Annotated in this window: 12 protein-coding genes and 1 tRNA gene; 7 read left to right on the top strand and 6 right to left on the bottom strand. The window is 58.6% G+C overall.

Features of this window, described 5'->3' with window-relative positions; translation table 11 throughout:
• The first annotated feature begins 28 nt into the window (after positions 1-28).
• From HB393_RS04085 to HB393_RS04065, 5 genes are all read left to right on the top strand, one after another.
• The gene (locus HB393_RS04085) at positions 29-1666 is read left to right on the top strand and encodes a methylmalonyl-CoA mutase family protein (protein ID WP_213803877.1); all 1638 of its coding nucleotides are present in this window, start codon (positions 29-31) and stop codon (positions 1664-1666) included.
• Between the two features lie 131 nt (positions 1667-1797).
• The gene (locus HB393_RS04080) at positions 1798-2034 is read left to right on the top strand and encodes a hypothetical protein (protein WP_213803876.1); all 237 of its coding nucleotides are present in this window, start codon (positions 1798-1800) and stop codon (positions 2032-2034) included.
• Between the two features lie 701 nt (positions 2035-2735).
• Complete coding sequence (gene gcvT / locus HB393_RS04075) at positions 2736-3872, top strand: glycine cleavage system aminomethyltransferase GcvT (protein WP_213803875.1); 1137 nt, start codon at positions 2736-2738, stop codon at positions 3870-3872.
• A 54-nt stretch (positions 3873-3926) separates the two neighbouring features.
• On the top strand, positions 3927-4316 hold the full coding sequence (gene gcvH / locus HB393_RS04070; RefSeq protein WP_213803874.1) for a glycine cleavage system protein GcvH: 390 nt from the start codon (positions 3927-3929) through the stop codon (positions 4314-4316).
• A 3-nt stretch (positions 4317-4319) separates the two neighbouring features.
• Complete coding sequence (locus HB393_RS04065; RefSeq protein ID WP_213803873.1) at positions 4320-4664, top strand: hypothetical protein; 345 nt, start codon at positions 4320-4322, stop codon at positions 4662-4664.
• A gap of 168 nt (positions 4665-4832) precedes the next feature.
• On the opposite strand, the gene HB393_RS04060 is transcribed toward HB393_RS04065, so the two are convergent.
• Positions 4833-5357, bottom strand: coding sequence for a DUF2911 domain-containing protein (locus HB393_RS04060; RefSeq protein ID WP_213803872.1), 525 nt, complete (start codon positions 5355-5357; stop codon positions 4833-4835).
• 137 nt (positions 5358-5494) lie between these two features.
• Between HB393_RS04060 and HB393_RS04055 the strand changes: the two genes are divergently transcribed.
• Positions 5495-5571 (top strand) — tRNA-Arg (locus HB393_RS04055).
• 88 nt (positions 5572-5659) lie between these two features.
• On the opposite strand, the gene HB393_RS04050 is transcribed toward HB393_RS04055, so the two are convergent.
• The 3 genes from HB393_RS04050 to HB393_RS04040 all read right to left on the bottom strand — a co-directional run bounded on the left by HB393_RS04050 (position 5660) and on the right by HB393_RS04040 (position 11445).
• Complete coding sequence (locus tag HB393_RS04050; protein WP_213803871.1) at positions 5660-8980, bottom strand: TonB-dependent receptor; 3321 nt, start codon at positions 8978-8980, stop codon at positions 5660-5662.
• A 291-nt stretch (positions 8981-9271) separates the two neighbouring features.
• The gene (locus tag HB393_RS04045) at positions 9272-9673 is read right to left on the bottom strand and encodes a DUF2237 domain-containing protein (RefSeq protein ID WP_213803870.1); all 402 of its coding nucleotides are present in this window, start codon (positions 9671-9673) and stop codon (positions 9272-9274) included.
• Between the two features lie 134 nt (positions 9674-9807).
• Complete coding sequence (locus HB393_RS04040) at positions 9808-11445, bottom strand: ABC-F family ATP-binding cassette domain-containing protein (RefSeq protein WP_213803869.1); 1638 nt, start codon at positions 11443-11445, stop codon at positions 9808-9810.
• Positions 11446-11615: 170 nt separating this feature from the next.
• Between HB393_RS04040 and HB393_RS04035 the strand changes: the two genes are divergently transcribed.
• Complete coding sequence (locus HB393_RS04035) at positions 11616-12008, top strand: nuclear transport factor 2 family protein (protein WP_213803868.1); 393 nt, start codon at positions 11616-11618, stop codon at positions 12006-12008.
• Positions 12009-12063: 55 nt separating this feature from the next.
• Here HB393_RS04035 and HB393_RS04030 read toward each other — a convergent pair whose 3' ends face one another.
• Both HB393_RS04030 and msrA read right to left on the bottom strand, forming a co-directional pair.
• The gene (locus HB393_RS04030; protein ID WP_255550775.1) at positions 12064-13599 is read right to left on the bottom strand and encodes a DEAD/DEAH box helicase; all 1536 of its coding nucleotides are present in this window, start codon (positions 13597-13599) and stop codon (positions 12064-12066) included.
• Between the two features lie 448 nt (positions 13600-14047).
• On the bottom strand, positions 14048-14524 hold the full coding sequence (msrA, locus tag HB393_RS04025; RefSeq protein WP_213803867.1) for a peptide-methionine (S)-S-oxide reductase MsrA: 477 nt from the start codon (positions 14522-14524) through the stop codon (positions 14048-14050).
• Between the last annotated feature and the right edge of the window lie 34 nt (positions 14525-14558).

Below are 14558 nucleotides of genomic sequence, written 5' to 3'. Positions count from 1 at the left end.
CGGTCCCAAACGCGTACACTACTGCGGCATGGGCCACACACCGAACACCAATTCCCAAACAGGTTCCAAGCCGAGCCGCAAGACAAGCTCCGGCACCCCGGTGGAGGCCGTCTACAGCGCCGGTGATCTAAAGGACTTCGACCCGGCAACCCAGCTAGGCGAGCCCGGAGAGTACCCCTTCACCCGCGGCATCCAGCCCACCATGTACCGCGGACGCCTCTGGACCATGCGCCAGTACGCCGGAATGGGCGACGCCGAAGAATCGAACCGCCGCTACAAGTTCCTCCTCGCCAACGGCACCAAGGGTCTCAGCGTAGCCTTCGACCTCCCCACCCAGATCGGCTACGACTCCGACGCCCCACTGGCCCTGGGCGAAGTAGGCCGCGTAGGCGTAGCCATCGACTCCATCGAAGACATGGAGCGCCTCTTCTCCGGAATCGCCCTCGACACCATCTCCACCTCCATGACCATCAACGCCACCGCCTCCATCCTCATGGCGCTCTACGTAGCCGTCGCCAAACGGACAGGCGCGGAGATCCGCAAGCTCAACGGCACCGTCCAGAACGACATCCTGAAGGAGTACATCGCCCGCGGAACCTACATCTATCCCGTGCCCCAGGCCATGCGCCTCGTAACCGACCTCTTCGCCTGGGCCGCCCAGGAACTCCCCGAGTGGAACACCATCTCCATCTCCGGCTACCACATGCGCGAGGCCGGATGCACCGCCGTGCAGGAGGTCGCCTTCACCCTCGCCAACGGAATGGCCTACGTCCAGGCCGCCCTCGACGCCGGCCTCGAGGTCGACTCCTTCGCTCCCCGTCTCAGCTTCTTCTTCAACGCACACAACAATCTGCTCGAAGAGGTAGCCAAGTTTCGTGCCGCCCGCCGCATGTGGGCGAAGATCATGCGCGAGCACTTCGGCGCAAAGAACCCACGAAGCTGGATGCTCCGCTTCCACGCCCAGACCGCAGGCTCAACCCTCACCGCCCAACAACCCGAAAACAACATCGTCCGCACCACCCTGCAGGCCCTCTCCGCCATACTAGGCGGAACCCAAAGCCTCCACACCAACGGATTCGACGAAGCCCTCTCCCTCCCAACCGAGAACGCCGCCCGCATCGCGCTCCGCACACAACAGATCCTCGCCCACGAGAGCGGCGTAGCCCAAACCGTAGACCCCCTCGCAGGCTCCTACTACGTAGAGTCCCTGACCAACGAAGTAGAGCAAAGAGCCGAAGAGTATCTCGCCACCATCGCGGGCTTCGACAGACACGGAAAATACGGAATGTTGCGCGCCATCGAACAGGGCTACGTTCAGCGGGAGATCCAGAACGCAGCCTACGCCTACCAAAAGGAAGTGGAGTCGAAAGAAGCCATCGTAGTAGGCGTAAACCAATTCGCCAGCGAGGGCGACATAGCCGCTCCCATCCAGCGAATCGACGCAGAACTCGAAGGACGACAAGTAGAACGGCTACAAGCCCTCCGCCTAAGACGCAACACCAAAGCCCACGCCGCATCCCTGCAAGCAGTAAAGGACGCCGCTCAAGACGGAACCAACCTAATGCCCAAAATCCTATCCGCAGTAGAAAGCCACGCAACCGTAGGCGAGATCGCCAACGTCCTCCGGCAAACCTTCGGAGAGTACCGCGAGACCATAGTGGTCTAAGCTCCACGCCCTACAAATAAACGCCCCCACATAACGCCCCACAAATTTGTCATCCTGAGCGAAGTCACTCGCAGCTTCATCGCGAGCGACGCAGTCGAAGGACCCGCGGTTGCACCTGCCGTTGCTTGCTCTTGCTCTTGCTCTTGCTCTTGCTCTTGCTCTTGCTCTTGCTCTTGCTCTTGCTCTTGCTCTTGCTCTTGCTCTTGCTCTTGATTGTTGTTGTTGTTGTTGCTGTTGTTGCTGTTGTTGCTGTTGTTGTTGTTGCTGTTGTTGTTGTCGTTGCTGTTGCTTTTGCTGTTGTCGTTGTCGTTGCTGTTGCTGTTGCTGTTGCTGTTGATTGTTTTACGCCGCCATCCTGGACGCAGTGAAGGACCCCTGTATTTCGTCGTTGCAGTTGTTTTTGCTTTTGCCGTTGCTCAACCCAACCCCAACACTCCGGGTGCCCCATCCTGAGGGCGCCTGACCGCCCGATGGTTGGGGAACCACAACCCCTCGAAGCCGCAAGAAAGTCTTCCACAAATTCCAAAATCGAAGAAGCCGCTCCAGGACAACCTAAGGAATACGCGTTCAAGCGTGCCATAAAAAAGCCAAGCCGAAGGCATAACCGCTCCGAGCGAAGGCCAAAACCTGTCAACCCCCACCAACCCCCAGAAATCCCACAAACCAATAAAAACAAACAACATAAAAAAGAAACAAAAGTGGCACTCGAGTTATAACCCACTTGATAAAATACAAACAGCAACCAAAAAGAAAGCCCCGGCCATCCGGGGCTTCGCTCTTTAAAAACCGTAACTCCAACCACTGCACGAATTTGGACGTAACCCCTTTGCCTGGACCGATTTAGCGAAGGCCCCGAGCCACATCTGGAAGCAAACAAACGGGTTATACCCAGGCAAGGGGGAGGGGCACCCCCGCGAGCCGCTAATCGAGCACCCGGGGACACGGGTGCTATCGTGGAATATCCACTCAAGCTGAGCAAGACGCTGGTGGAAAGACTCCCGAACAACACGAACTGAATCAGCAATGGCCGATCCGCTGGAGCGGAACGCCAGGAAGAGGACAGATTTCGATGGCTGAGGTTGCTGCAACACTACGCAAGACCGCTCTAAACGCGACACACCGCACCTGCAAGGCCAGAATGGTCGACTTTGGCGGGTGGGACATGCCGGTGGAATACTCCGGACTCATCGCCGAGCACATGGCTGTAAGGACAGGCGTCGGAGTCTTCGACGTCTCTCACATGGGAGACATCCAACTCCGCGGTCCCGGATCGCTCGCCGCCATCCAGCAACTCTGCATGAACGACGCCTCGAAGCTGGCGATAGGACAGGCCCACTACTCGGCCATGCTCTACCCCAACGGAACCTTCGTCGATGACGTCGTCGTCCATAAGCTCTCCGACAACGACTACCTCATCGTGATCAACGCCGGAACACGCGAGAAGGACGTCCAGTGGGTGCGCTCGCAGATCGGCCACATGCCCGGAGTCCACGTAAACGACTTCAGCGACTACTATACCCAGCTCGCCATCCAGGGACCTCGCGCCGCCGAGACGCTGCAGAAGCTCACCCCAACCGACCTCAGCACCATCAAAAACTACTGGTTCACCTGGGGCCAGGTCTGCGGCCTGCACAACGTAATGATCGCCCGCACCGGCTACACCGGCGAAGACGGCTTCGAGATCTACGTCCCCTCCGACGAGCCCACCAGCGGACGCGTTTGGAACGAGGTCCTGGAAGCAGGCGCGGAGTTCGGCATCATCCCCTGCGGCCTCGGAGCGAGGAACACGCTGCGCCTGGAGGCCGCAATGGCCCTCTACGGCCACGAGATCTCCGACACCATCAACGTCTTCGAAGCCGGACTCGGACGCTACGCAAAGCTCGAGAAGCCGTCCTTCGTAGGACTCGACTCCCTGCTCGAGATCAAAGGCGCCGGTGGTCCCAGCCGCAAGCTGATCGGCCTGGAGATGATCGAGCGCGGCATCGCGCGCGACGGCTATCCCGTAGCCTCACTCGACGGAACCATCATCGGAGAAGTGACCAGCGGCTCGCCCGCGCCCTTCCTGAAGAAGAACATCGCGATGGCCTATGTTCCGGTCGATTTGGCCGTGGTCGACGCGGAGCTCGCCGTAGAGATTCGCGGACAATTGGTCAAGGCGCGCATCGTGCCTCTGCCTTTTTACAAGAAGCCAAAGAAGGCCGTCTAAGAACTGGAAACGAAGCATCTACAATAAAACGAATTCAACTGGAGAGAGAGCCAAATGTCTTACCCCGCAGAGTATCGGTATACAAAGGAACATGAGTGGATCGCGGTCAATGGCGGAACAGGAACCGTCGGCATCACGGACTACGCGCAGAACTCGCTGGGCGACATTGTCTTCGTCGAGCTGCCCAAGCTCGGCGACGTGCTCGAAGCCCACAAGATCTTCGGCTCGGTAGAGTCGGTGAAGGCAGTCTCGGACCTCTTCTCCCCCGTCTCGGGCACAGTAACCGCCGTGAATGAGGAGCTGGTAGGAACGCCCGACAAGATCAACACCGATGCGAACACCACCTGGATCCTGAAGCTGGACCTCGCCGATCCCAAGCAGATCGACGGCCTCCTCACCGCCGCCGACTACGAAGCCTTTATCGCGGAAGAGACCGGTCACTAGAGCATGGAGTTGGAAGCAATCATTGGACAGGAGCTGGCCGCAGTCGAGTTCATTCAGGACTACGTCCAGCTCCGCTTCGACGGCCCTTTGGTGACGTTCTATGAGTGGCCCGAGGTCTTCCGCGAGGAAGGCTCCTACGCCTTCGGCGAACCGGAGTACCGCGACGTGCTATGCGCCGTAATCGGCGAGAGCGTCTCCGCAGCCTCAGCGGAAGAAGGCGAGGCAGTCGAGATCGCCTTCGAGAGCGGCGCAAGCGTCCGCTGCTCACTGCGCCTCGAAGACATCGCCGGCCCCGAGGGCGGATCGGTAGCATACGCGGACGGAGTCGGAGAGATCCTGAACTTCTAAGCTTCTCGCAACGTGATGTATCTGTTCTTCGATCGCAACGTGAATCGGCTCGGGCGTAATGGAGCGGATGGATAGAAACAGTAGAGCTAAAGAAGCCGCTACCTTGATTGGTAGCGGCTTCTTTAGCTACTGAACGAACACTCCGCCCTTACTCTGTTTCTTTGGGACTTATTTGGCAGTAACAGTGACGTATTCGTCCGTGTTCTCCCATTTGATGTGGAGCTCGGTAGTCTTCCCTTTGGTGTTTTCAAAGGAGATCGACATGACCTCCTGAGACGCGGATAAGGCCTTGCCTGTCAGCGGAGTACGTCCGAGGTCCATCCCCTGGGTATATTCGGTTCCCCACTGGCCGGTCTGCTTGTTGACGATGAGCTGCCAGGCGGTCGCGGTGGGCAGGGTGTAGAGCGTGTAGGCGCCGGCGGGCACGGTGAGCGTGCCAATCTTGAGGTCGGTGGAGGTAACGAGGGAGGTAGCGTTGTTCGCGCCGGTGCGCCAGACCTCTCCATAGGGAACGAGCCCGCCCATGACCTTGCGGCCGCGCATCGAGGGAGCGCCGTACTTGATGGTGACCTCTTTACCGGCGAGGGTGACGTTGGCGGTTGCAGGAGGGCTGGCAGGTGGCTTGTCCTGAGCGACGGCGGGTAGAGCGAGGAGGGCACTACAGGCAAGAAGGGCGAGGAGTCGGTGGCGCATAGATCGTGTTCTCTCTTTCTGAGGCTTGCGGGTTAAGGGGGATGCAACTGGATAGATGCTGAGGCGTCGCAGTGTGGACTGTCAACCGCCTGAAGAGGTTGCGGGACAGGTATCGTATCGTGCTAGGCTAGAACTACGCGCCCGTAGCTCAGCTGGATAGAGCGGCAGCCTCCGAAGCTGTAGGTCAGAAGTTCGAATCTTCTCGGGCGCACCATCTCTCCCCTCCCCCTCATATCGTCACAAGAGCAAACAAAAGCGGTCCCGGAAATAACCGGAACCGCCATGTAGTACGCAGGTGATAGTTAGAAGAACAGCTTCGCGGTGAACTGGAGCTGGCGTGGGCCGTACAGGGTGCTGCTGGTGCTGGTTGGAGTTCCGAACGGTGTGGACTGTTGGGCTACGCCGATTGTGGTCGCGCCGGTGAACTGATAGGCAGTCGTGTTCTGACTGATGATCTGACGACGGTTGGCAACGTTGAAAGCCTCCATAAAGAACTGCATCTTGATGCCTTCATGGATGCTGATATCACGCGAGATACGTGCGTCCACATTGCGGATGCCGGGTCCTGGAATCGCATTGCGGCGAATCTGAGGAGCACGGCCCGAGCTGTTGGAGGCGAAGAGGCTGACCTCAGCTCCGGTCACGCCGCCATCGATACCATTGGTGACATTTCCGGACATATTGGCGGTGAGCGGCAGCCCGGTCTGCTCGGTAGCGGTACCCGAGAAAGACCAACCATTCGCCGCGATGCGAGCGTAGCGATTGGGCAATGCGAAGGTCGGCGCGTAAACGATGCTGCCTACGAAACGACCGCGCATGTCCAGGTCGGAACGCGTGTATTCCGTCAGACTGCCCGGATTCTTCAGGTTGAAAGGATCGAGGATGGTGTTGGTGCCGTTGAAGGTACCGTTCTGACCGGAGACCTGGCTGCCGTCGATGGCCTTGGCCCAGGTGTAGTTGACGAGCAATTCGAGGCCGTGAGACATGGGCTTGCGAATGCTGGTCGCCATGGCGTGGTACCAGGAGTTGATGCCGCTGAAGCCGGTGAGAATGATGCCGTCATTCGGCGAAGGACGAGGGTTCCCACCCGCTGCAACAGTTGCATAGAACGGGACAGTCACCTGTGAGGTTGTGCCGTTGGCCTCTGTAACCGTGTAGGTGCGGGTCTGGTTGGCCTTGGGCAGATTAGAGTCGATGAAGTACGGAAGCTTCATGCCGCGCGTCCCGACATAAGAGAGCGTGAGGCTGACATGAAACGGCAACTCCTGCTCCACAGCGAGATCGAAGGAGTGAGTATAGGGGTTCGTAAAGTGCTTATCCTGGCCACGGAAGGCAAAGGTTTGCGAGCCACCAGGCGTCTGGATGGTGGGAGCAAGAGCGCCTGGAAACGGAGCAGCGATAGGAGGTCCCGGGGGAGTAAAGAGGAGACCCACATTTTGAGGTGCGCCAGCCGCATAGCTGAAGGTTGCGGGCTTCACTCCCGCGGCTGCCGGAGAGGTGCTCACAGCGTAGTTATATTGCTGCTGGAAGACGCCGTTTTCAACACGAGTGGCGTAGAAGGTTGAGTTGCTGCTAAGTCCGTAGAAGATGCCGTAACCACCGCGAACCACGGTTCCCGTATACGGAGACCAGGCAAAGCCCAAACGGGGCTGGATCATCTTGTAGTTGGTATTGATGAAGTTCGTGACAGAGTTGCCGAAGGGGCTAGGCTGACCATTTGCGCTGGTGGTGTAGGGACGGGGAGGCTGAGGCACAAGCTGCGTGTCGTAGCGAATACCTGCACTGAAGAGGAACTTGGAACTGATCTTCCAGGAGTCTTCGGCAAAGGCTGCGAGGTCCTTGTTCCAGAAGTCGTCTGCACCTTTACCCGTGATGGGATCGTTGACCTGGGTGAAGTTGGAGTAGTGCCGTCCGGTATCGGTTCCGTAGTTGATGCCGTAGATATCCTTCACGTAGTTTACGAAGGCGCCATAGGTGGAGTCGGTGATGGGAGTGCAACCGAGAACCTGTGCGTTAAGGCACTGCCCGGTGAGCAGGGAATAAGTATAGAGTCCACCACCCTGAAAGAGGTTGCTGATCTGTTCGTGAATGAGGTTGATATCGACACCAACCTTGAAGGTATGGTTTCCGCGAGTGGTCGAGAAGGTATCCGCAGCCTGCCAGCGATGCTCATCGGGAAATGCGGGACGAGGCAGGGCATTCGGTTCGCCGTAGGCGGTGATTCCCGAGATGGATACGTTTGGACCAGGTGCGTTAGAACCCGTAACTTCGAGGTCGCGAGCAAACTGAAAGCGTGCTGCGTTGACCGAGCGGGAGGAGACGACGCTCTCCCAGTTGGCAACGAAGATGCGCTCATGGAAGTCCGCGCGGCCGTTGGTGCTGACCGAGCTGTTGTTCGAAGTGGCGGAGGTGGTATAGCCATTGGGCAGGTTGTAGTTCTGCCAGTTGAATTCTGCGCTCAGGTGATTGTTGCGGTTGAGCTGGTAATCGAGACGCGGGAAGAAGATATCCTGCTTGAGATTGCGTGAGGCTGCACCCTGCTGAGCCGAAATGAATGTTTTGACTGCGTTGCACTGTGCGGTGCTGACTGCAGCGGGACAGGCGTATGCGTTCAGCGCTGCAGTAGAGAGCGAGGAGGTGTACAGGAGCGGGTTGACCTTGCGGAAGCCGTCGTAGGTGAAGAAGTAAAAGAGCTTGTCCTTGATGATCGGCCCGCCAATGGAGCCGCCGAACTGTTGCTGCTGGTGAACCGTGGGGGTCAGCAGGAAGGGATTGCCGCCAGCCTGGCGACCTTGAAACTTCGACAGCGGGTCGAGCGCATTGAGGCTGGGGTAACGCAGGTAGTAGAACAGGTCGCCGTGCGTAGCGTTCGTACCAGACTTGGTGATGGCGTTGATCTGTCCACCGGCGGCCTGACCGAACTCCGCCGAGTAGCCTGAGGTGGAAGACTGGAACTCCTTGATGGAGTCCTGAGAGAAGACGTAGGGAGCGCCGATGGCGCGGCCACGAGCTTCAGAGAAGAAGGCCTGCTGGTTGTTAGCGCCGTCGATCAGGTTGGTGTTGTAGATACCGGAGATACCACGGTAAGAGATGAGACCCGAAGCCCCGTCGGGAACGACGTTGGGCGTGAGGAGCACGAAGTTATCGTAGCGGCGGCCATTGACGGGAAGGTTCGAGACGAGGTTCTGATCGACCGTCTGAGAAACCTCTACCTTTTCAGTTTCGATGAGAGGAGCATCGCTGGAGACGATGAGTTCGGTCGAGACACCAGCGTTGGGCAGCGAGGCATCGACGGTAATGGTGCTTCCGACGGTGACCGAGATGTTCTTGCGATCGACCTTGCCAAAGGATCCGCCACCCAGGATGACTTCGTACTGGCCCGGCTGGAGGAAGTCTGCGGAGTAGTAGCCTTCGCCATTCGTCGTGACGTTTCGGGTAGCTCCGGTGCCGGTGTTGCTAATGACGACTGCGGCGTTCGGGACAACCGCACCAGCAGTGTCGCGGACGGTACCAGCGATGTTACCGAGAGCTGCGTTCTGAGAGAAGGCGGGGATCGCGGCAGAGATGAGGATCAGCGTGGCAGCGAGGGTGAACAGCTGCCTACAGAAGAAAGAGGATTTCATTTAGTGGAGGTCTCCTTAAAAGACACCGATAACAAAGACGGTGTGTGAACAGATGGCGAATCGCCTGCTTGTACAGTCCGTGTGCTCCTCCCCAAAACGAGGGGGCACGTTGGGTTCAACCGAAAAATTGAATTGTTGTAGTACTTCTACGGTCTAGCAGCGCAGCCCCGATGTCAAGCAGAAAAAGGCGCGGAGCATGATCTGGCAACGCTCATGCAGAGCGGCTAACCGGCGCAATGGGATGAGTTGGCTAAGAACGGCAACAAGTTGTTGCGAAGCGCGCTTGAAGAATTAATGTAACTGGCTGGGGATGATCGCGAATTGGATCAGGACTTCGAACGGAACAATCTTGAGAGTGTTCTCGTGAGTCGCTTCGAGGACCACGGGACAGGCGGCTCCGGCCTGCTGAACCTGCAGCCAACGCGCCGCGCAGACGCACCAGCGGTCGCCCGGCTTGAGGCCTGCGAAGCCGTACTGCGGCATCGGCGTGGAGAGGTCGTTGCCAAGGGCCTTGGAGGCCTCCAGGAAGGGGGCATCGACCACGCAGCAGATGGTATGGACGCCGAGGTCTTCGGGCCCGGTGTTGCAGCAGCCATCACGGTAGAAGCCGGTCATCGGCTCGCAGCCGCAAGTATCGAGAGGTTGGCCCAGTACGTTCTTGCCGCGAGGTTTCTGTGGTTCGAGTGATGACATGGAGATATTGTAGTCCGGACGCAGATCCGACCGCGGGTGGCGCGGAGAAGAAACGGATCAGGTGCTCTGGAGAGCCTGATTCTTCTGCGGTTCGCGGTCGGAGATTCGCCTCTTTGTTACTGCCGTTTTGATCGCTACTTAGCAGCGATGGCGAGCTGTTGCTGGTACTCCTCGTAAGGGCCCTTGTGGTCGGTGATGCGGAAGTCGGTCGGACCGCCTTCGAAGTGCCAGATACGGGTGCCAGCCTCCTCGATGAGGTCCTGGTCGTGAGTGACCAGGAAGACGGTGCCTTCGTACTTCTGGATCGCCTGGTTCAGGGCGTTGATACTCTCGAGATCCAGGTGATTGGTGGGCTCGTCGAGGACCAGAACGTTGGGCTTCTGCAGCATGATCTTGCAGAAGAGGAGACGCGCTGCTTCTCCTCCGGAGAGGGCATCGGTCTTCTTGAGGCCTTCCTCGCCCTTGAATAGCATCTGGCCGAGGATGCCGCGAATATCTTCCTTCGTGGCGGTGGGGTCGAACTGGTGGAGCCAATCCGAGGCGGTCATGCCAAGTTGGATGGAGCCCTTGTGGTCCTGGGCGAAGTAGCCGATCGAGACCTCGTGCCCCCATTTGACGGAGCCCGAGTCGATCGAGACGTCCTTCTCCTCGATTCCGGGGCCGTTGGCCAGCAGCGCCTTGATGAGCGTGGTCTTCCCTTGCCCGTTGCGGCCCATTAGGATCACCTTGTCGCCGCGGTTGACGGAGGCGGTGAAGTCGTTGATAACGTGCTCGGTCTTGCCGTCCTTCTGCTGGTAGGACTTGTTGACCTTTTCAAACTCGAGGACGTTCTTTCCGGATGGACGCTCCATCTTGAAGCTGATGAAGGGGCGCGCGATGTTGGAGCGGGCGAGCTCGCTGGTGGCGAGACGCTCTACCTCCTTCTTACGCGAGTTCACCTGGCTGGAACGGGTACCGGCGGAGAAGCGGGCGATGAAGTCGTTGAGTTGGGCGATCTTCTTCTCGCGCTGCTCGTTCTGCGATTCGATGCGAGTGCGGATGCTGGTCTTCTGCAGGACCATGTCGTCGTAGCCGCCGTTGTAGGTGATGATGGTCTCGTAGTCGATGTCGGCGATGTGGGTGCAGACGTTGTTGAGGAAGTGCCGGTCGTGCGAGATGGTGATGACGGTGCCGTTGTAGCGGGTCAGGAAGTCCTGAAGCCAGTGGATGGACTCGAGGTCAAGGTAGTTCGTAGGCTCGTCGAGGAGCAGGGCCTGCGGATTGCCGAAGAGGGCTTGGGCGAGCAGCACGCGGACCTTCTGGCCGCCCTGCAGCTCGGACATCTTGCGCTCGTGGAGCTCATCAGGGATGTCGAGACCCTGGAGCAGAACGGCGGCGTTGGACTCGGCCTCATAGCCGTCCTCGTCGCCGACGACGCCTTCCAGCTCGCCAAGGCGGGAGCCGTCTTCGTCGGTCATCTCCGGCTTGTTGTAGATGATCTCGCGCTCCTCAAGGGCTGCCCAGAGAGCTTTGTTGCCCATGATGACGGTGTCGATCACGCGATAGGCGTCGAAGGCGTACTGATCCTGGGAGAGCACGCCGATCTTCTTGGGACGGACGACGGTTCCCTTCTGCGGATCGATCTCGCCCGTAAGGCACTTCATGAACGTGGACTTGCCGGCGCCGTTGGGGCCGGTGAGGCCGTAGCGACGGCCGGTGGTGAAGGTGACGGAGACATCTTCGAAGAGAAGCTTCGAGCCGTAGCGCATGGTGACATTGGAGACGGAGATCATAGATTTCTTCCTATTTTATAGGCTTGGCATTGCGGCGCGATAAATGGCGCAGCGTTTCAGAGAATGTTATGGCTCGACATAGCGCCGGAGGACATCTGATGGAAAGCTTAATGTTCCGACTACTTCGTTCATCTCGCTAAAGATGGCTCACCAAAAAAGCAGGAGAGGCAATGATTACCGATACAGAGAAAAATAATGTGGCACAGCAGTTTCTTACTGCGATACGCAACCGAGACTGGGAGCTGATGCGATCCATCATGACCGAAGACATCCTCTGGAGTCTGCCCGGAACAAGTCTGATCTCCGGGGAGGCACGCGGCGTGGAAGCTGTGATCGAGCGGGCGCAAATGATCGTCAACTATGGAGTGACCCTTGCGCTCAAACACATCCTGCTCGGCCAGCATAATGTCGCTCTTTCGCTGAACAACACCGCCAGGCGTGGAGATCTCGTACTGGATGAGCACCTTTCCATCGTGTGCTCTCTCCGCGATGGAAAGATCCGCAGGCTGGATACGTATCTGTCCGATGTCGATATGCTCAACACGTTCTTCGTTAAGGTTTAAAACAGCGCCTGCTCCGCGGCTGGTTGGCTGGCGGAGCAGGCGTGCTTCACGTTCGTTATTGACCGCGGCGGGCTGGGCCGGAGCGGCTGCTGCCCGGACGGCTGCTGGAGCGCCCGTTGCTGCCTGGGCGGCCACCACCACCGGAGTTACGGCCACCGGAGAATCCACCGCCGCCGTTGCCCCGGTTGCGGAAGCCACTGGGAGATCCGGCAGAACGGTAGGGGCTGGGGTTGGGGGTCATCGCCGAGACGGGCTCATTACCCTTCCAGGAGCGTGTCTCCATCATCAGCAAGTCCTGACCCTTGTTTGCGGTGTCGACGGGCTGGTTGCGGAGTTCCTTCTCGAGGTTCTTATCAGCTTCGCGCCACTCGAACTTGATCTTCAGTTCGCGCTCGAGCTTGCGGGCGTCGGACTTCTCCTGCGGCATGACGAAGGTCGTAGCGACGCCCTTCTTGCCCGCGCGGCCGGTGCGGCCGATGCGGTGGACGAAGTCGTCGGAGGCATTGGGCAGGTCGTAGTTGACGACGTGCGCGATGTCGTTCACATCGATGCCGCGGGCAGCGACGTCCGTGGCGACGAGGACGCGATGCTTGCCGTTGGCAAAGCCCTTAAGAGCGGCGGTGCGCTGCGACTGGCTGCGGTCGCCATGAATGACGTCCGCATCGTGGCCGAGCTTCTCGAGCTTCTTGGAGATGCGGTCCGCGCCGTGCTTGGTACGAGAGAAGACCAGGAAGGTACCTTCCTCTTCGCGCAGCATCTGGTCGAGCAGACCAAGCTTCTGATCCTGCATGACGGTGTAGACACGAAGCTCAACGCGATCCGAAGGCTTGGAGGTGGTGCCGATCTCGACGCGTACTGGCTTGTTGACGTAGTCGCGGACGATCTCGCGGATGTTCGCATCGAGGGTCGCGGAGTAGCACATGGTCTGGCGGGTCTTCGGCAGCGCGCCGACGATGCGGCGGATCGCGGGCAGGAAGCCCATGTCCAGCATGCGATCGACCTCGTCGAGCACCAACATCTCAACCGAGTTGATGTTGATCGAGCGGCGGCGCAGGAAGTCCTCAAGACGGCCAGGAGTTGCAACGACGAGACGCGGGCCGCGATCGAGCTGATCGAGTTGGTTGTTCTCCGACAGTCCGCCGCAGACCAGAACGGCGTCGTTCTTGGCGTTGGGAACCAGCTTGCCGTAGGCCTCGAGAACCTGCATCGCGAGTTCACGGGTGGGCAGCAGGATGAGAGCACGGATAGGACCGCGCTTGCCCTTGGTGCTGGGCACGGAGTTCGCATCCATGCGCTCGATCATCGGAATGAGGAAGCTGAGCGTCTTGCCAGTGCCGGTAGAGGCAGTGGCCAGGATGTCTGCGCCTTCGAGCGCGGGCGGAATGGCCTTGGCCTGCACGGGTGTCGGGCTGACAAAACCGGCGGAGGCGAGGCGATTCTTGAGAGAGTCAGAGATATTAAAGTCGGTGAAGCGGACATCGGCGACCATGGGAAGGCCGGCAGGGCTTAGAACGACAGGGACTTCAGTCTGGAGAGAGGAACGGTTCAAGGGTGTGGTTTCAGCCTGGGGCTCAAGAGTTGCGGAATTCAAGATTTTTCCTTTTGACGGGTTGGTTTACGGCACAGTACCGGGGTATCGACCGGCGGGGGATGCAGGGGTGCCGAAGCACCATAGATTGATCTAGTCAGCATTGCTGTCGGGAATCGAAGCGCTGCTGCTGCACGGCGAGACTCGTCCGATGACGAACCTTCCAGCCAGAGCAACCAGCGCGACTTCCTTTTAGGGTATTGCTCAAAAAAGGCGGAAGTTATGCGGTGGATAAGGCGAATCGCAGTCTCTGGCCAGACCCAAACTAATCGAACGGAGTCTTTGCCTGCGATGCCCGCACTCATTTAATTCAGAGTGCATACCAACTTTAGCACAGAATGTGAGGAACAGTCATGAATAATGTGAGAACTGATTCCTGGAGAAACGCCACCCAAGAGTTCTGGGTGGCGCATTAAATTCAATTCACTTCTTCCTGCCACTCAGGCGGCTACTAGATGTGACAAGCCACCATCCCACGCTTTTCCAGGTATCTCTGGTGATACTCCTCTGCCTTCCAGAAGATAGTGGAAGGCAACACCTGCGTAGCAATCGGTTGACGATACGTCCCGGAGGCACTGAGCTCGGCGATGCGAGCGCGTACCTGGACGGCCTGTTCGTCAGAGTGGGTGAAGATAACGCTGCGGTACTGCGAACCGTAATCCGGCCCCTGCCGGTTGACCTGCGTCGGGTCGTGGAGTGCAAAGAAGGTATCAAGCAACGCCTCGTAGGAAAGACGGCTATTGTCGAAGGTTACTTCTACTACTTCCGCGTGGCCAGTGCGGTCGGTACAGACTTCTTTATAGGTCGGGTGTTCGAGGTCGCCGCCTTCGTATCCTACGACTGTATCGATAACACCAGTTAACTCACCAAAACGGGTTTCCACACCCCAAAAACATCCGGCGCCAAATGTCGCTTTTTCAATTGCCACTGAGTTACTCCTTTGCAGTTCATTGGATGCTCGC

It is taken from the genome of Granulicella sp. dw_53, assembly GCF_018449545.1.
Lineage (GTDB): Bacteria > Acidobacteriota > Terriglobia > Terriglobales > Acidobacteriaceae > Edaphobacter.
The sequence above is the reverse complement of the archived record's forward strand: the minus strand, read 5'-3'. Positions and strand labels throughout refer to the sequence as shown.